20 protein-coding genes, 2 tRNA genes and 1 pseudogene are annotated in these 16,559 nt (G+C 72.4%); 8 read left to right on the forward strand and 15 right to left on the reverse strand.

Features of this window, described 5'->3' with window-relative positions:
- From ENKNEFLB_RS16930 to ENKNEFLB_RS16960, 7 genes are all read right to left on the reverse strand, one after another.
- Positions 1 to 501: a hypothetical protein gene (locus ENKNEFLB_RS16930; RefSeq protein WP_214056453.1), complete on the reverse strand. Its 501-nt coding sequence runs from the start codon at positions 499 to 501 to the stop codon at positions 1 to 3.
- 6 nt (positions 502 to 507) lie between these two features.
- On the reverse strand, positions 508 to 987 hold the full coding sequence (locus ENKNEFLB_RS16935; protein ID WP_214056454.1) for a hypothetical protein: 480 nt from the start codon (positions 985 to 987) through the stop codon (positions 508 to 510).
- A 5-nt stretch (positions 988 to 992) separates the two neighbouring features.
- A complete protein-coding gene (locus tag ENKNEFLB_RS16940; protein ID WP_214056455.1) occupies positions 993 to 2,273 on the reverse strand; it encodes a glutathionylspermidine synthase family protein in 1,281 nt (426 codons plus the stop codon).
- The gene (locus ENKNEFLB_RS16945) at positions 2,273 to 2,737 is read right to left on the reverse strand and encodes a DUF350 domain-containing protein (protein ID WP_214056456.1); all 465 of its coding nucleotides are present in this window, start codon (positions 2,735 to 2,737) and stop codon (positions 2,273 to 2,275) included. Before ENKNEFLB_RS16945 ends, ENKNEFLB_RS16940 begins: the two co-directional genes overlap by 1 nt.
- 31 nt (positions 2,738 to 2,768) lie before the next feature.
- Complete coding sequence (locus ENKNEFLB_RS16950; protein ID WP_246535626.1) at positions 2,769 to 3,161, reverse strand: hypothetical protein; 393 nt, start codon at positions 3,159 to 3,161, stop codon at positions 2,769 to 2,771.
- A 99-nt stretch (positions 3,162 to 3,260) separates the two neighbouring features.
- Positions 3,261 to 3,731: a hypothetical protein gene (locus ENKNEFLB_RS16955; protein ID WP_214056457.1), complete on the reverse strand. Its 471-nt coding sequence runs from the start codon at positions 3,729 to 3,731 to the stop codon at positions 3,261 to 3,263.
- Positions 3,732 to 3,733: 2 nt separating this feature from the next.
- The gene (locus ENKNEFLB_RS16960) at positions 3,734 to 4,315 is read right to left on the reverse strand and encodes a hypothetical protein (protein WP_214056458.1); all 582 of its coding nucleotides are present in this window, start codon (positions 4,313 to 4,315) and stop codon (positions 3,734 to 3,736) included.
- Between the two features lie 224 nt (positions 4,316 to 4,539).
- Here ENKNEFLB_RS16960 and ENKNEFLB_RS16965 point away from each other — a divergent pair.
- A tRNA-Arg gene (locus tag ENKNEFLB_RS16965) sits at positions 4,540 to 4,616 on the forward strand.
- A gap of 80 nt (positions 4,617 to 4,696) precedes the next feature.
- Here ENKNEFLB_RS16965 and gad read toward each other — a convergent pair.
- The gene (gad, locus tag ENKNEFLB_RS16970) at positions 4,697 to 6,115 is read right to left on the reverse strand and encodes a glutamate decarboxylase (protein ID WP_214056459.1); all 1,419 of its coding nucleotides are present in this window, start codon (positions 6,113 to 6,115) and stop codon (positions 4,697 to 4,699) included.
- A 152-nt stretch (positions 6,116 to 6,267) separates the two neighbouring features.
- On the opposite strand from gad, the gene ENKNEFLB_RS16975 reads away from it, so the two are divergent.
- From ENKNEFLB_RS16975 to ENKNEFLB_RS16995, 5 genes and pseudogenes are all read left to right on the forward strand, one after another.
- Positions 6,268 to 6,819, forward strand: coding sequence for a TetR/AcrR family transcriptional regulator (locus ENKNEFLB_RS16975; protein ID WP_214056460.1), 552 nt, complete (start codon positions 6,268 to 6,270; stop codon positions 6,817 to 6,819).
- Positions 6,816 to 7,220: a DMT family transporter gene (locus tag ENKNEFLB_RS16980; RefSeq protein WP_246535627.1), complete on the forward strand. Its 405-nt coding sequence runs from the start codon at positions 6,816 to 6,818 to the stop codon at positions 7,218 to 7,220. The genes ENKNEFLB_RS16975 and ENKNEFLB_RS16980 overlap by 4 nt, the downstream gene beginning before the upstream one ends.
- Positions 7,217 to 7,531, forward strand: a complete 315-nt coding sequence (locus ENKNEFLB_RS16985; RefSeq protein WP_214056461.1) for a DMT family transporter — start codon at positions 7,217 to 7,219, stop codon at positions 7,529 to 7,531. Before ENKNEFLB_RS16980 ends, ENKNEFLB_RS16985 begins: the two co-directional genes overlap by 4 nt.
- 159 nt (positions 7,532 to 7,690) lie before the next feature.
- The gene (locus ENKNEFLB_RS16990; RefSeq protein ID WP_214056462.1) at positions 7,691 to 8,371 is read left to right on the forward strand and encodes a PIG-L deacetylase family protein; all 681 of its coding nucleotides are present in this window, start codon (positions 7,691 to 7,693) and stop codon (positions 8,369 to 8,371) included.
- Positions 8,372 to 8,496: 125 nt separating this feature from the next.
- A pseudogene (locus tag ENKNEFLB_RS16995) lies at positions 8,497 to 9,506 on the forward strand (IS481 family transposase).
- Here ENKNEFLB_RS16995 and ENKNEFLB_RS17000 read toward each other — a convergent pair.
- A complete protein-coding gene (locus ENKNEFLB_RS17000) occupies positions 9,503 to 10,552 on the reverse strand; it encodes an adenosine deaminase (protein WP_214056463.1) in 1,050 nt (349 codons plus the stop codon). The pseudogene ENKNEFLB_RS16995 and the gene ENKNEFLB_RS17000 sit on opposite strands and share 4 nt — an antisense overlap.
- Positions 10,553 to 10,556: 4 nt before the next feature.
- On the reverse strand, positions 10,557 to 11,303 hold the full coding sequence (locus ENKNEFLB_RS17005; RefSeq protein ID WP_214056464.1) for a DsbA family protein: 747 nt from the start codon (positions 11,301 to 11,303) through the stop codon (positions 10,557 to 10,559).
- 75 nt (positions 11,304 to 11,378) lie between these two features.
- Between ENKNEFLB_RS17005 and orn the strand changes: the two genes are divergently transcribed.
- Both orn and ENKNEFLB_RS17015 read left to right on the forward strand, forming a co-directional pair.
- A complete protein-coding gene (gene orn, locus ENKNEFLB_RS17010) occupies positions 11,379 to 12,032 on the forward strand; it encodes an oligoribonuclease (RefSeq protein WP_214056465.1) in 654 nt (217 codons plus the stop codon).
- 47 nt (positions 12,033 to 12,079) lie between these two features.
- Positions 12,080 to 12,155, forward strand: a tRNA-His gene (locus ENKNEFLB_RS17015).
- 47 nt (positions 12,156 to 12,202) lie between these two features.
- Here ENKNEFLB_RS17015 and ENKNEFLB_RS17020 read toward each other — a convergent pair.
- Genes ENKNEFLB_RS17020 through ENKNEFLB_RS17040 form a run of 5 tightly spaced genes read right to left on the reverse strand, consistent with a single transcriptional unit; the run spans position 12,203 to position 16,441 of the window.
- On the reverse strand, positions 12,203 to 13,273 hold the full coding sequence (locus ENKNEFLB_RS17020; RefSeq protein WP_214056466.1) for a sulfate/molybdate ABC transporter ATP-binding protein: 1,071 nt from the start codon (positions 13,271 to 13,273) through the stop codon (positions 12,203 to 12,205).
- Positions 13,270 to 14,040, reverse strand: coding sequence for an ABC transporter permease (locus tag ENKNEFLB_RS17025; RefSeq protein WP_214056467.1), 771 nt, complete (start codon positions 14,038 to 14,040; stop codon positions 13,270 to 13,272). Before ENKNEFLB_RS17025 ends, ENKNEFLB_RS17020 begins: the two co-directional genes overlap by 4 nt.
- A 31-nt stretch (positions 14,041 to 14,071) precedes the next feature.
- On the reverse strand, positions 14,072 to 14,848 hold the full coding sequence (modA, locus tag ENKNEFLB_RS17030; protein WP_246535628.1) for a molybdate ABC transporter substrate-binding protein: 777 nt from the start codon (positions 14,846 to 14,848) through the stop codon (positions 14,072 to 14,074).
- Positions 14,845 to 15,249: a TOBE domain-containing protein gene (locus ENKNEFLB_RS17035; protein ID WP_214056468.1), complete on the reverse strand. Its 405-nt coding sequence runs from the start codon at positions 15,247 to 15,249 to the stop codon at positions 14,845 to 14,847. The genes modA and ENKNEFLB_RS17035 overlap by 4 nt, the downstream gene beginning before the upstream one ends.
- 43 nt (positions 15,250 to 15,292) lie before the next feature.
- Entirely contained in the window at positions 15,293 to 16,441 is a 1,149-nt protein-coding gene (locus tag ENKNEFLB_RS17040; RefSeq protein ID WP_214056469.1) for a YibE/F family protein, read from the reverse strand.
- Positions 16,442 to 16,559: the final 118 nt, after the last annotated feature.

The following is a 16,559-nucleotide window of genomic DNA, read 5'->3' on the forward strand; positions in this document are numbered from 1 at the left end:
TCAGTGACGTGGGCGGTCCCCAGGGGTGTGCGACGCCGACCTGCGGCGGGCCCGACGCTTCTGCAGGGTGTGGGTCCAGGCCAGGGCGCCCGGCACGCCTGCCAGCAGCGTGAACACAGGGAACGCGACGAACCCGGCCTTGGTGTCGTCCGGACCGGGCACCTGGATCCCCTCGCCCGGGTCGTAGTGGACGAGAGCGTTCTCCTCCAGGCCCCCGCAGGTGCCGAACCGCCCGCCGCTGGCCTCCTGGACGGTCTCGACCGGCGGCCCGTCAGGACGGTCGGCGATGACCAGCACGCACTCCGGCGAGCTCGACACGACGTAGCCGGAGGGATCGTCCGCGGTGAGGCGCTCGTGCATGATGAAGCCGCCGGAGACGCCGATCACGACGGCGCAGACCGGGCACAGCCACAGCAGCACGAACCTGCGCCACGCGGTGCTGTCCCAGGGCTTGCCACCCGTGCCGAACCCCTTGTCGAGCATCGTCTCGATGGTGGGCATCCCTGGTCACCCGCCGTTCGCGGCAGGCCGGCGGCGGGCCCGGCGCTTCTGCACCGTGGCGGTCCAGGCGAGGGCACCCGGCACCGCGCCCAACAACGCCATGACCGGGAACACCACGAACCCCACCTCGGTGTCGTCGTCGCCGAAGACCTGGATCCCGCGGCCCGGGTCGTAGAAGACCTCCTGGTCGACGTCCAGTCCTCCGCACGTGCCCAGGCGCCCGCCACTGTTCTGCTCGACGGTCTCGACCGGGGGGCCGCCCGGCGTCGCGGCGACGACCAGCGTGCAGTCGGCGTCGTTCGACACGACGTAGCCGAGCGAGTAGTCCGCGGCCAGCCTGTCGCGGACGAGGAACGCACCGGACACACCGATGACCAGGGCGCCGATCGGGCACGCCCAGAGCAGGAGCGCCTTCCGCCACCACGTGCGGTCCCACGGCTGCCCGTTGCTGAAGCCCCGGTCGAGGAGGTCCTCGGCGGTCGCCACGACAGTCAGGAGGCCGGCAGGGTCGGCACGTCGGCACCGACGCGGTCGGCCAGCCAGGCCCGGACCTGGGCCGGGTCGGGGCTGACGGTGTCGCTGATGACGTGCGGGACCACCCGGCTGTAGTAGTCGGTGACGAGGCCGTCGGACTCGCGCACGAGCATGCCGGCGGCCTCACCGCCGACGACCCAGGACCCGATGACGACGCGGTTGCCCTCGTAGCTCGGCAGCTCGGCGTACCCCTGGTAGACGAAGCCCTCGGCGCCGTACGCACCCGGCATCTGCACGTCCTCGCTGCCGTCCGCGAGGTGGACGCGGACGTTGTCGCCCTCCCGGCCGTGGAGCGGCTTGGCCACCCACTGCAGCAGGTCGCGCGGCTCGTCGAAGTACGCCGGCAGGAGGTGCCGGTGGCCCGGGTTCCGCTCCCACAGCACCGGGAGGATCGCCTTGGTCGACAGCAGGGCCTTCCAGGCCGGCTCGAACCAGGTGACCGGCCTGGCCTCGCGACCCTCCAGGATCATCTGCCCGAACCTCTCCCCCAGCATGTCCTCCCACGGGTACAGCTTGAAGACGTTGCGCAGGGGGAGGTCGTGGGCGTCGCGGAACTCGCGGTGGTCGGGGTTCCAGCCGACCTCGGACACGGGGTGCGCCATCACCGTCAGACCGGCCTGGATGGCGGTGTCCATCATGTAGTGGATGGTCATCTCGAGCTCGCCGTCGTCGTACTCCGCGCCGCCGCCGAGGTGGTAGACGAAGTGGACGTGGTCGCCCTCGATGGCCCCGGAGGTCCGCAGCTCGGCCCACCGGGCGACCAGCCGGTCGTGCACGGAGTTCCACTGGTCGGCGTCGGGGAGGACGTCCTCGAGCCAGCGCCACTGGGCGACCGCGGTCTCGACGAGCCCGGTGGGGGTGTCACCGTTGATCTCGAGCATCTTGAGGGAGCCGTCGGCGCCGTAGACGAGGTCGAAACGGGCGTAGACGGACTTGTGCCCGGCCTCGACCGACCGGCGGACCAGGTCCAGGCTGCCGGCCGGCAGGCCGAGCCGGGCGTCGGTCATCCCGGACCCGGGCGAGACCATGTGGGCGACGGCATCGATGCACAACGCCCACAGCTCCTCCGTGGCCGACTCCAGGCGCTCGACCTCGTCCATGGTGACCTCGTACCAGGCCGACTCGTTCCAGTAGGGCACGGTGGTGCCGTCGTCCTTCGTGGTGACGGGGAAGATCAGGCCCTGCTCGGTGACGATCCGTTCCCAGTCCTTGCGGGGCCGGATCCGGTGGCGCCACATCAGGCGATGCTCGCGCTCACGATGGCCGCCACCGAGACCGCCGTCGCCGCGGCGACGTAGGCGAGGGGCCGGACCGGGCCCGGCTCGCACACGATCTTGCGCAGGTTGCCCGGGGTGATCGCCTCGATGGCGAAGAACATCACCGTGTTCAGCAGGATGCCGAGCGCACCGAACGACACGGTCCAGAGCAGCGCCCACCCGAGGTCCGTCTCCCCGTTGGTCCAGATGGCGGTGAAGAGGACCAGCGCGTTCGAGACCAGCCAGGCCGAGGTGACCAGGCCCGCGGAGCGGGACTGGGCGTGCACGGACTCGGTGCCGGTCTCGTCGACGCCGCGCAGGTGCGAACCCAGGTGGCCGGGGGTGACCAGGTCGAGCACGTAGTAGGACACCACGAGCATCGCGCCGGCGATAACGGCGTACACGACGGCGTGGTAGAGCGCGACGAAGAGGTCGAGGAAGGTCATCTTGGTTCGGTCCTTTGTCGGTGCGGGCTGGTCAGGAGGAGATGCCGCGACTGATGCCGCCGAACCCGCCCTTGGTCGTCGATGACTTCACGGTGCTGCCGCCCGTAGTGGGCAGCCCGCCGCGCTGGACGGTCCCGGACAGCGAGGACCCGTTGAACGTGCCTCCCGAGACCCCGGAGCCGAGCGCGGGCACCGTCCGGCTCGCCGCCAGGTAGTACCAGAAGAAGCCGGACCCGGTGCCGTTGTAGTCGTCCTGCTCGTCGTCGCAGGAGTCGTCGTCGACGCGCTCCTCGGTCTCGGGGTCGACGCAGACCGCGGCGTAGTCGGCGGAGGACGAGCAGCCGGTCAGGCCGCTGGCCATCACGGCGGTCACGCCGATCGCGACGGTGGTCGATCGCATCCTGCGACGGGTGGGGGTGTCCATGGTCGTCCTCTGTCGGTCCTCGGTGGTGCCGTGGACGCTACTGCCCCGCCCGGGTCCCGACGGGCACGACGTCCCGCGGGTCGGCCCGGTCGCCTGTCGTCAGGCGGCTGATCGCCCGCGCGCGCGCCGCTTCTGCAGCGTGTGCGTCCACGCGAGGGCCCCGGGCACCGCGACGAGCAGGACCACGACGGGCAGGACGACCATCCCGACCACGTTGTTGTCGGGGCCGAACGCCTGGACCCCGCGCCCGAGGTCGTAGTAGACCTCCTGGTTCTCGTCCAGCCCGCCGCACGTCCCCAGGCGACCACCGCTGCTCTGCTGGACGGTGGCGACCGGTGGTCCGTCGGGGCGCTCGGCGACGACGAGCGTGCAGTCCTCCGAGCTCGACACGACATAGCCCACGGGGTAGTCCGCCGTGACGTCGTCGTAGATGATCGCGGCACCTGCCACGGCGATGACCAGTGCGGCCAGGGGCAGGACCAGCAGCATCACCGCCTTGCGCAGCGGCGTCCGGTCCCAGGGCTGCCCGTTGCTGAAGCCCCGGTTCATGATCGTCTCGACCGTCGGCACCGTCAGCCGCCCGCCCCGCCCGGCCGCCGCCGGGCCTCGCGCTTCTGCAACGTGGCGGTCCACGCCAGGGCGCCCGGGACACCGGCCAGCGCTGCGGCGACGAGGGACGCGACGATACCGACGACGTTGCTCTCGGTACCGAAGGTCTGCTGCCCTGTGCCGGGGTCGTAGTAGACCGCCTGGTTCTCGTCCAGGCCGCCGCACGAGCCGAGCCTGCCCCCACTGTTCTGCCGCACGGTCTCCACCGGGGGTCCGTCCGGGCGCTCGGCGAGGACGAGGGTGCAGTCGCTGTCGTTGGATACGACGTAGCCCACCGGGTAGTCGGCCACGGCCTCGCCACGGTAGTAGGTGTAACCGGCCACGGCGATGACGACCGCACAGACCGGGAGCAACCAGAGCATCATGGCCCTCCGGACCGCCGTGCGGTCCCAGGGTTGGCCGTTGCTGAAACCCTTGTTCAGGATCGTCTCGACCGTCGGCACCGTCAGTTCAACCCCATCGCGGCGTTCTCCTGGATGTCGATCCACTGCTGCTGCCGCCGTGCAGGTCCATGTCTCGTCCTCAGCATCCGGGCCCGGTGTCACCGCCGCGGAGCGTAACCCGTCGCGGTCACACCTGATGGTCCAACGTTCCAGGTGGGAAGGTCCATCTCGCGGCAACCTCGCGGCCGTCGGCTGCGTCCAGGTGCGCGGAAGACCGCGCCCGTGCTGACCCTCCTGACCCGGGTCGACCGCCGCGACGAGCCCCGCGAGTCGCTGACCCTCACCGACCTCCACGGGACCCCGGATCAGGCATGATGACGATGCCCGCCCCCGTAGCTCAGCTGGATAGAGCAGCGGCCTTCTAATCCGCCGGTCGCAGGTTCGAGTCCTGCCGGGGGCGCCACCTGGTCACCGATGCGTCAGTGCCGCGGATCGCTGCGAACAGTTCGCAGCGATCCGCGGCATTCCTGCCTCGCGCCGCGATCAGTGCCGGAACGCGCGCCCCGCGTCCTCGCCCGTGCCGTCGCAGCGGCCCACGGCCCGGCCGAGCTCCATCAGGAACATCTGCGCCAGGTCGCGGCTGAAGGCGTTGCGGACCACGATCCGGATGATCTCCAGGTTCTCCCGGTCGGCGCAGAAGTTGTACGCCGGGACGGCCCAGCCGCCCTGCTTCATCCAGTCGGCGACGTCGTTCAGCGTGTACTGCACGTTCGCGGCGTAGCTGTCCTTCTTCGGCTTCCCGGACGTGGTGTTGGCGCCCTTGAAGCAGAACGCGACCACCGGCAGGTCGCTGCCGTCGGCGATCACCTCGAACTCGTCCATGCCGTCGATGGCCGCGGCCATCATCTGGGCGATGTCGCGGCTGTGCTGGTGGACCCGCTTGAAGCCCTCGTAGCCCAGGCGCACGAACTGGTAGTACTGCGCGACGACGCCGGAGCCGGGCTTGGTGAAGTTCAGCGACATCGTGGGGTGGTCGCCGCCGAGGTAGTCGACGCGGAACACCAGGCCCTCGGGCCGGGCCTCCTCGTTGCGCCACAGCACCCAGCCGACGCCGGGGTAGACCAGTCCGTACTTGTGGCCGGAGGCGTTGATCGACTGCACGCGCTCGATGCGGAAGTCCCACACCAGCTCGGGGTCGACGAAGGGGGCGAAGAGCCCGCCGGACGCGGCGTCGACGTGGATCGGGACGTACGTTCCGGTCTCGATCTCGAGCTTGTCGAGCGCCTTGGCCATCCCGGCGATGTCCTCGTAGGCACCGTCGAAGGTGGAACCGAGGATGCCGATGACGCCGATCGTGTCCTCGTCGCACGCAGCGGCGACGTCCTCGGGGTGCAGGGTGGTCTCGCCCGGGCGGATCGGCACCTCGACCGGCTCGACCTCCCAGTAGCGGCAGAACTTGTGCCAGCAGACCTGCACGTTCGCGCCGACGATCAGCTTCGGGTTGGCGGTGGACTTCCCGGCCTTCTCCTGGCGCTCCTTCCAGCGCCACTTCAGCGCCATGCCCGCGAGCATGCAGCCCTCGGAGGAGCCGATGGTCGAGCAGCCGATGGGGTTGTCGGGCTCGGGGGCGTTCCAGAAGTCGGCGATGATGTCGAGGCAGCGGTCCTCGAGCTGCGCGGTCTGCGGGTACTCGTCGCGGTCGACCAGGTTCTTGTCCGCGGCCTCGGCCATCAGCTTCTCGGCCTGCGGCTCCATCCAGGTCGTGCCGAACGTCGCCACGTTGAGGCGGGCGTGGCCGTCGAGCATCAGCTCGTCCGCGATCACGTGGTAGGCCGTCTCGGGGTCGACCGAGCTCTCCGCCATCCGTCGGCGCGGGATGTCGACGACCGCGCCGTCCCGGCTGAACTGGGGTCGGACGTCCAGGCCGTCCTGCAGGCTCTGGGCGGACGAGTACTTCGGCATGGGCGGGCCTCCGAGATGGCGCGACGGCCCTCGCGAGCCGGCCGGTGATCGACCGACCGCCCATAGATACCGGAGTTGCCGACCGCCGTCCACCGCCCCCTGGACCCCCCTCCACCCCCGAACTTGACCGTACGTACGGTATAGTTTGATTCATGAGGCCCAGCCATCGCACCGCCGTGCTCGACGCCGCCCTGCGGCTGCTCGACCGGGAGGGCGGCGCCGAGATCTCGTACGACGCCACCGCCCGGGAGGCCGGCCTGACCAAGGCCGGCGTGATGTACCACTTCGCCACCCGCGAGGAGCTCGTCCTCGGGGTGGTCGGCCACGCCGCCCGTCGGTGCGTGGCCGCGATGCGCGCCGTGGCCGGCGGCGGTCCGGAGGGCCTCTCCCCCGCGGAGCGCACCCGGGCCTACGTCGAGGTCGCCGTCGGCGGGGACCTCAGCACCGCCGACGTGTCCGTCTTCGCCGACGCGCTCTACCGACCGCACCACGCCGGTCCCTGGCGCGAGGTGTTCGCGCCCTGGTTCGACCTGTCCGACTGCCCCGACCCGGACCTGCGCGCGCGGCTCTGCGCGGCCCGCCTCGCAGCCGACGGCCTCTGGCTGGCCCGCGCCACCGGCCTCTTCGCCCCGGGCGCCGACGGCCAGCCCGGGATGGACGACGTCGTCGCCGAGGTCCGCCGCCTGTTGGAGCCGGCCCCGTGACCCGCCACCACCACCGCCGGGGCCCGGGCCGCCTGGCCGGACCCCGGCTGCCGCTGGCCGCAGCCATCGTCAGCGAGGTCACCGCGACCCTCGCGCTCCGGGCCGCCGTCGACCAGCCGGCCTGGTACGCCCTGACGGTCGTCGGCTACCTCACCGCCTTCGGCCTGCTGGCCCGCACCCTCGAGGCCGGGATGCCGGTCGGGGTGGCCTACGCCGTGTGGGCCGCCACCGGCGTCGCCGCCACCGCGGTGCTCGCCGCGCCGCTCTTCGGCGAGGCGCTGACCCCCCTCGTGGGCATCGGCATCGCGCTGATCGTCGTCGGCGTCGTCGTGGTCGAGCTCGGCGCGCACCGCGCCACGATCGCCCGGGCCGCCTCGCACCAGGACGGGGCCGACCGGTGACCGCGGCGCTGCTGGTGCTCGCCGTGGTCGCCGAGGTCTCCGGCACGCTGTCCCTGCGCCAGTCCCGCGGGCTGCGCCGGCCGGCCTGGGTGGCGGCGACCGCGACCGCGTACCTGCTGGCCCTCGGACTGCTCGCCGTGGTGCTGCAGCGCGGCATGCCGGTGGGGGTGGCCTACGGCGTCTGGGCCGCGCTCGGCATCGTGCTCACCGCGGTCGCCGGTCGCGTGCTGTTCCGCGACCCGCTCACCCCGCAGATGGTCGCCGGGATGGCGGTCGTGCTGGCCGGGGTCGCCCTCGTCGAGCTGGGCTGAGGCCGCCGGCGCCGATCCACCCGGCGGGAGGTTTCCTCCCGCGCCCGAGGGGCCTAAAGTCCCGGGGATGAGCGCGGAGCAGGTGGGGGACTCCAGGACCACCCCCGGTGGGGGCGGCTCCCCGACCTCGGCCTCGACGACCGGTACGACCGGCTCGTCGTGGTCGCGGCCCACCCCGACGACGAGAGCATCGGCGCGGGAGGGCTCATCGCCCGGGCGCACGACCGCGGCATGCAGGTCTACGTCGCCCTGCTCACCGCGGGCGAGGCCGCCGACCCCGCCGTCACCGACGGCAGCCGCCACGCCCTGGCCCGGATGCGCCTGGCCGAGATGGAGGCGGCCGTCGACCTGCTCGCCCCCGGCGCCCCCGTGGTCTTCCTCGGCGCCCAGGACGGTCACCTCGACGAGTGCGAGCCCCAGATCTCGGCCTACCTCACCGAGACCCTCGGGCAGGGCGGACGCACGCTGGTCGCCGCGCCCTGGCGCGAGGACCCGCACCCGGACCACCGCTCCGCGGGCCGTGCCGCCGCTACCGCCGCGGCCGCCGCCGGCGCCCGTCTCGTCGAGTTCCCCGTCCGGCTCTGGCTGGACGCCGACCCCGGCGAGGCGCCGTGGGACCGGATGGTGCAGCTCTCCCTGAGCGACGCCGAGCGCGACCGCAAGGTCGCGGCGATCGGCGCGCACGCCAGCCAGGTCCGCTCCCCCGACGTGCTGCGCTCCCGGCTCGCGCACCTGGCCGGGACGGTGGAGCACCACGTCCTGGAGCCGGCGCCCGTTCCGGACCCGGTCTCGGACCCGGTCTCGGCGCCGGTGTCGGACCCGGTCTCGGCGGAGTCCTAGCTGTGATGCCCAGGCACGTTGGTCGAGATCCTGCGACGACACGATCTGACCTGTAGATGGACGAAGGCCTCCCCGGTGTGGAGTGGAGCTGTCTAGGAACCGCTCCGCCACCGAAGGAGGCCTTCGTGTCCCACGCTACCCATGCAAACGCTGCCCTGACCCCCGCGCACGACTACGACTCGCGCGACTGATCGTCGACCAGGGATGGCCGCCCGTTCGTGCTGCTGAGCGCTACGACGTTTCCTGGCGCACGGCGAAGAAGTGGGCCGACCGCTACCGCGACGAGGGACCCGACGGCATGCACGACCGGTCCTCGGCACCACACCGCCAACCGAACCGGACGCCGGCACCGGTGGTCCGCAAGATCGTGCACCTGCGCTGGAAGCAACGCCTCGGACCAGTCGAGATCGCTGACCGACTCGGCATGGCGTCCTCGACCGTCCACGCCGTCCTGGTCCGCTGCCGCCTCAATCGGCTCACCCACATCGACCGTGCCACCGGGGAGCCGATCCGTCGCTACGAGCACGAGCAGCCCGGAGACCTGCTCCACGTCGACGTCAAGAAGCTCGGCAAGGTCCCCGACGGCGGCGGATGGCGCTACGTCGGCCGCCAGCAAGGCCAGAAGAACCGGTCAACAACTGTGGCGCGCACCGGCACACCACGCAGCAAGCACCGCGACCCAGTCATCGGGACCTGCTACCTGCACACCGTGATCGACGACCACTCCCGCGTCGCCTACGTCGAGGCCCACGACGACGAGACCAAGGAAACCGCGGTCCTGGTGCTGCGCAACGCGGTCGCCTGGTTCGCCCAGCGCGGCGTCACCGTCCAACGGGTCCTCAGCGACAACGGCAGCTGCTACAGGTCCCACTTGTGGCGCGAGACCTGCGCCGAACTCAGCATCACACCGAAGAAGACCCGGCCCTACCGACCTCAAACCAACGGCAAGATCGAGCGCTTCCACCGCACCCTGGCCGAGGACTGGGCATTCAAGAAGTTCTACAACTCCGAGTCAGCCCGGCTCGCCGCTCTGCCAGCATGGGTCCACCAGTACAACCACCACCGACCCCACTCAGCAATCGGGAAGGCCGCACCCATCACCAGGTTGAACAACCTGGCTGGGCATCACACCTAGCCCGACGTCGGTCGGTGGGTCCGCTCGTAGGCGTCGATCTCGCCGAGCACGCGCCGGCGCACGTCCTCCGGCGCGAAGGACGCACGGACGCCCTCGCGCGCCAGCTCGGCGAGGCCGGCCTGGTCCAGGCCCAGGAGGTCGGCCGCGATCTCGTGCTCGCGGTTCAGGGTGGTGGCGAACATCGGCGGGTCGTCGGAGCCGATCGTGACCCGGACGCCCGCCGCGACGAACGCCGGCAGGGGGTGCTCGGCCAGGGACGCGACCGCGCGGGTCGCCACGTTCGAGGACGGGCACACCTCCAGGGCGATCCCCCGCTCGGCCAGGTGGGCCAGCAGCGCCGGGTCCTGCGCGGCCGACGTGCCGTGGCCGATCCGCTCCGCCCCGAGGTGCTCCAGGGCGTCCCACACCGTCTGCGGGCCGGTGGTCTCCCCGGCGTGCGGGACGCTGCGCAGCCCGGCCGCGCGGGCGCGGTCGAAGTGGGGCGCGAACTGGGGCCGCGGCACGCCCACCTCCGGGCCGCCCAGCCCGAAGCCGATCAGGCCCTCGGGGCGGTGGCGCAGGGCGTACTCGAGGGTGGCGTCGGCCGCCGGGATCCCGGACTCGCCCGGGATGTCGTAGACGAACCGCAGCACGACGCCGAGCTCGCGCTCGGCCGCGAGGCGGGCGTCCTCCAGGGCCTCGGTGTAGCCCTCGATCGGCACGCCGACCGCCACCGAGGTGAAGGGCGTGCAGGTCAGCTCGGCGTAGCGCACCTGCTGCCCGGCCAGGTCGCGGGCGACCTCGTAGGTCAGCGTGCGGACGTCCTCGGGCGTGCGGACGAGGTCGACGACGCTGAGGTAGACCTCGATGAAGTGTGCGAAGTCGCGGAAGTCGAAGAACGCGCGCAGCTCGTCGAGGTCCGCCGGCACCCGGCCCGGGTGCCGCGCCGCCAGCTCGGCGACGATCCGCGGCGAGGCCGACCCGACGTGGTGGACGTGGAGCTCGGCCTTGGGGAGCCCGGCGACGAACCCCGCGAGGTCCGCTGCTGCGGCGGGCGTCGCGCCCACCGGCTCAGCCCTGCTCGATGGTGCTGATCAGGTTGGCGGAGAGCTCCTCGACGGTCTGGCCGTCGGTGAAGGGCTCGCCGTCGACCAGGATCGTCGGCGTCGCAGAGACGCCGGCCTCGGAGGCCTCCTGGGTGGCCTGGTCGACCCAGTCCTCGAACGCGAGGTCCTCGATCGCGGGGCGTACGGACTCCTCGTCCGCGCCGGACTCCACCGCGAGCTGGACGAGCGCGTCGTCGTCGGGGAACGGGCCGGACTCGCTCGGCTGGTTGGCGAACAGCGCGTCGTGGAAGGTCTTCGCGACCTCCGGTCCCTCGGAGTCCAGCACGGCGGCGAAGGCGTTGGTGGCGCGCTCGGAGTAGTCGCCGATGCGGGACAGGAAGTTCAGCGGGCGGTACTCGACGTAGACCTGGCCGTCGTCGGCGAGACGCTGCAGCTCGTCGCCGCTGGCGGCCTCGAACTGGCCGCAGAACGGGCAGAGGAAGTCCTCGTAGACCACGACCTCGGTCGGGGCCTCGGGGTCGCCCACGCCCAGGGAGTACTCGCTGGCGCCGGCCGGCGCGGCGTCCACGTCGCTGCTGTCGTTGCTGGGCCAGAAGACGTAGAGCGCACCCACGACCAGCACCACCACGAGGACCACGGCCCCCACCGAGGCCAGCTGGCGGTTGCGGTTGCGGCGGCGCTCGGCCTCCAGCGCGGCGGCGGTGCGCTGGGTGCGCGCGGCCCGGGACTCCTGATCAGAACTCTTCGACACGGGCACCACCGTAGTGAGCGGTGCTGAACGCGTCCTGAGAAGGGCCACCCCGCCCTCGCGCGTAGGGTGCCCGCCATGAGTGAGCGACTGGTGTGGATCGACTGCGAGATGACCGGGCTGGACCTGGAGAAGGACGCCCTGATCGAGGTCGCCGCGCTGGTCACGGACTCCGACCTGAACGTGCTGGGCGAGGGCGTCGACGTGGTCGTGAAGCCGCCGCCGGGCGCGCTGGAGCAGATGATCCCGCTGGTGCGCGAGATGCACGAGAAGTCCGGGCTGCTCGAGGAGCTGGACGCCGGGACGACCCTGGCCGACGCCGAGAAGCAGGTCCTGGACTACATCACCGCGCAGTGCCCCTCGGGCTCGCGCCCGCCCCTGGCCGGCAACACCGTCTCCACCGACCGGATGTTCCTGGCCCGCGACATGGCCGACCTCGACGGCTACCTGCACTACCGGATCGTCGACGTCTCCTCGATCAAGGAGCTGGCCAAGCGCTGGTTCCCGAAGTCCTACTACGCCGCCCCGGCCAAGCGCGGCAACCACCGGGCGCTGGCCGACATCCAGGAGAGCATCGAGGAGCTGCGCTACTACCGCGAGGCCGTCTTCGTGCCGGCCCCCGGGCCCGACTCGAGCACGGCCCAGGAGGTCGCCGCCCGCCACGGCGGCGCCGTGACCGGCCTCGGCCGCGACGAGGCGGCGCCGTCCCCCGATGCGGCCGAGCCGGCCTGAATGTCCTATAGTCGCCTCCGGTCTGCGGTGCACCCGCGGACCGCGCGGTGGGTATAGCTCAGCTGGTAGAGCGCCGCCTTGTGGTGGCGGATGTCGCGGGTTCAAGTCCCGTTACTCACCCCAGTCGTCAGAGCCCCCGACCCGGTCCCGGGTCGGGGGCTCGACGCGTCTCAGCGGGTGCGGTAGATCGCGACCTCGGAGGCCTTGACCACGAAGTAGCCCCGCGTGCCCGGGGCGAGGTCGAGCTCGCTGACGGCCCGGACGGAGACGTCGGCGCTCAGGGTGCCGGCGCGCACCCGCACCTGGCCGCCGTGCGGCTCGAGGTCGGACAGGGTGACCTCGACCGCGTTCCGGGGGCTGCCGTGGGGCGCCTCGAGGAAGACCGAGACCGCCGACGGGCCGAAGACCGCCACCGCCTCCTCCCCCTCGCCCGGCACGGGGTCGGCCGCGATCCCCTCGACCCGCATCGAGCGACCGCCGTACGCGACCTCGACCGCCCCGTCGCGCCAGGCGCCGCGCAGCATGTTGAGCCCGGCGATCCGGGCCGCGAAGGAGCTGCGGGGGCGGGAGAGCACCTCGGCGCACGGGCCATGCTCGACGACGGCACCGTCCTCGAGCACCACGACCCGGTCGGCGAGCAGCAGCGCGTCGAGCACGTCGTGGGTGACCAGCAGGACGGTGCGGTCGGCCAGCACCCGGCGCAGGGTCTGCCGCAGCTGGGGCGCAACGTCGACGTCGAGGGCCGCCATCGGCTCGTCGAGGAGCATCAACGACGGCGTCGCGGCCAGGGCACGAGCGACCGCCGCCCGCTGGGCCTGCCCGCCGGAGATCTCGGCGGGTCGGCGCCCGGCGAGGTCGGCGACCCCCACCTCTTCCAGCCACTGCCGGGCCGTCTCCCGCGCCGCCGCGCGGCCGGCGCCGGTGCTGCGCGGACCGAACGCCACGTTGTCGAGGACGCTGAGGTGCGGGAAGAGCAGCGGCTCCTGCGCGAGCAGGGAGACGCGCCGGTCGTGCGGCGGTATCTGCGTCCGACGCTCGCCCGGGCGTCCCTGGGAGGTCAGGACGCGGCCGTCGAGGACCACCCGACCTCGGTCGGGGACGAGGTGGCCGGCCAGCACCGACAGCACGGTGGACTTGCCGGCGCCGTTCGGGCCGAGCAGGGCGACGGTCTCGCCCTTCGCCACCTCGAGGGCGACCTCGACGCCGCGCTCGTCGACGGAGGCCTCGACGATCAGGCTCACACCGCGCTCCTGCTCTGCCGGGCGAACCCGATCACGACGACCGCGACGACCACCAGCACCAGCGACAGCGCCACGGCGGCCTCGGCGTCGGTCTCGCGGCGCAGGTAGATCTCCAGGGGAAGGGTCCGCGTGATGCCCTGCAGGCTGCCGGCGAAGGTGATGGTCGCGCCGAACTCACCCAGGGAGCGGGCGAAGGCCAGCACGGCGCCCGAGGCGAGCCCGGGCAGCACCAGCGGCAGGGTGACCCGACGGAACACCGTGGTCGGTCGGGCTCCCAGGGAGGCCGCCACGGCCTCGTACCGTCGTCCGGCGCTGCGCAGCGCGCCCTCGAGGCTGACCACGAGGAACGGCATCGCCACGAAGGTCTGGGCCAGCACGACCGCGGTGGTGGAGAAGGCGACCTGGATCCCCAGCACGTCGAAGGTCTCACCGAGCAGGCCGCGGCGGCCGAAGGTGTAGAGCAGCGCGATCCCGCCGACGACCGGGGGCAGCACCAGGGGCAGCAGGACCAGCGAGCGCAGGATCCCCTGGCCGCGGAAGCTGGTCCGGGCCAGGACGACGGCCATCGGGACGCCGAGCAGCACGCAGATCGCCGTGCTGGTCGCCGACGTCCGCAGGCTGAGGGCCAGCGCCTGCTGCGACGACTCGGAGGTGATCAGCTCGAGGAACCTGCTCCACGGCGTGCGGGCGACGATCGCCACCAGCGGCAGCAGGACGAAGGCCGCGCCCAGCAGGGCGGGGACGAAGAGCCAGCGGGGTACGCCCACCTGGTCCCGCTGGGGACGGGGTCGTGCCACGTCAGGGCGCCGGGGCGAACCCGGCGTCGGCGAGCACGTCCTGACCGGTCCGGGCGAGCACCAGGTCGACGAACCCCTGGGCGAGCTCGGCCTCCTCGCTGTCGGCGACCGTCGCGATCGGGTAGAGGTTGACGGCGTTCACGTCCTCGGGGATCTCGACGCCCTCGACGTCGTCACCGGCGGCGATGACGTCGGTGACGTAGACCAGCCCCGCGTCGGCCTCCCCGGTGCTGACCTTGGCCAGGACGTCGGTCACCGACTGCTCCTCGCTGACCGGGGAGAGGTCGAGGTCGGCGGCCTCGGCGACGGCCTCGGCGGCCGCGCCGCACGGGACCTCGGGGGCGCAGAGGACGAGGTTGAGCCCGTCGGCGGCCAGGTCGTCGACCGACGTGACGCCGGCGGGGTTGCCCGGCGGCACGGCGATCGCGAGCGTGTTGGAGGCGAACAGGGCCGGGGCGTCCACCAGGTCGTCGGCGGTCGCCTTGTCCATGTTGGCCTCGTCGGCGGACGCGAACACGTCGGCGGGGGCGCCCTCCTGGATCTGGGCGACGAGGTCGGAGGACCCGGCGAAGTTGAGCTGCACGTCGACGCCGTCGTTCTCGGCCTCGAAGTCCGCGGCGACCTGCTCGAAGGACGAGGTCAGCGAGGCCGCGGCGAACACGGTGATCGTCGCGGTCCCGCCGTCCCCGGCCCCGGCCTCCTCGCCGCCGCCGGTCCCGCAGGCGCCGGCCGCCAGGGCGACCAGGGTGGTGACGACGAGGGCGCTGGCCTTCTTCACGACTGTCCTTGAGGGGTCTCGACGATGACGGTGGTGGACTTGATGACGGCGACCGCGACGGACCCGAGCTCGATCCCGAGGTCACGCACCGCCTCGCTGCTCATCAACGACACCACGCGGAACGGACCGCACTGCAGCTCGACCTGGGCCATCACGGCGTCGACCTCGATGTTCGTGACCAGGCCGACGAAGCGGTTGCGGGCCGAGCTGATCACCCCGTCCGGCGGTCCGGGCGGCGAGGAGTGCTGGCGGGCGACGAGGGCCACGTCGTAGCCGTCGACGACCTTGCGACCGGACTCGTCGGTGGTGGCGGCGAGCAGGCCGCGGTCGACCCAGCGGCGGACGGTGTCGTCGCTGACGCCGAGGTAGGCGGCGGCGTCGCGGATCCTCATGTGCGGCATCGCTGCGGACACTACCCCGTAGATGCGTCCTTGCCCCGCGTCTTCATTCTCGTCCGCGGAACGCGAACGCGGCCAGGGCCGTGGTCAGCGGGACCGCTGCCACCAGGCCCAGCGTGGCGACCACGCTCCGGACGATCTCCTGGGCGATCACCTGGTCGGTCAGCACGCCACCGAGGGAGTCGTCGTTCGCGACGATCAGGATGAGCAGCGGCAGGGCCGAGCCGGCGTAGGCCAGGACGATCGTGTTGACCACCGACGCGATGTGGGAGCGCCCGACCCGGCTGCCGGCCCGGTAGAGCTGGCCGACGCCGTACGCCGGGTTGGCCCTCGCGAGCTCGGTCACGGTCGCGGACTGGGTCACGGTGACGTCGTCCAGCACCCCGAGCGAGCCGATCACGATGCCCGCGAGCAGCAGGCCCTGGGTGTTGATCCCCTGGGAGGTGCCGACGGAGGCCGAGAGGTCGTCGGTGACGCCGGTCAGGTGCAGCGCCCCCACCGCGAGGGACGACAGCAGGCCGGTGAGCGTCAGGCTGGCCAGGGTGCCGAGCACGGCCACGGTGGTCGAGAGACCGAACCCGTGGGTCAGGTAGAGCACCGTCAGCATGATCGCGGCGGAGCCCACGATCGCGACCAGCAGCGGCGGCTCCCCGGCCAGGATGGCCGGCACGACGAAGAGCAGCAGCAGCGCGAACGTCACCCCCAGCCCCGCGAGGGCGGCCAGTCCGCGCCACCGGCCGAAGGCGACCAGGGCCAGGGCGAAGGCGGCCACGAGCACGACCAGGCCGGTGCCGCGCTGCTGGTCCACGATCGAGTACGTCTCGCCGTCCGGGCCGGTCCGGACCAGCACCACGTCGTCGCCCTCGGCGACCTCGGGGGCGCCGGTGCCGTTCGGCAGCGGCACCTCGAGGTCGTCGCCGTCCTCGGCACCCCCGGCCACGCGCACCGTCGCGGTGCCGCACCCGTTGACGTCGTCGGGGAGCTCCTCGACGCACTCCTCGGACTGGATCGCGGTCACCTGACCGGCGAGCTCCTCGGCACCGCCCTGCTGCTCCGGGGCCGGGACCCCCTCGGTCGGCCACAGCCAGACCATGGCGGCCAGGGTCAGGACCGCGATCGGCACGATCACCGCCAGGACCAGCCGGCGCATCCGGCCGGTCTCCGGCGCGTCGTGCCGCGGGTGGTGCGCGTCCATCGTCGAGGCTCCTCAGCGGGTTCGGGTACGGGGTCCGCGGCTGCGGACCATCGGGCGTCGATGCTACGGCGCCGCGTCCTTGTGAAAACATTCACAAGAATGCCGGAAGGCCCCTCCC

Source organism: Nocardioides aquaticus (assembly GCF_018459925.1).
GTDB lineage: Bacteria > Actinomycetota > Actinomycetes > Propionibacteriales > Nocardioidaceae > Nocardioides > Nocardioides aquaticus.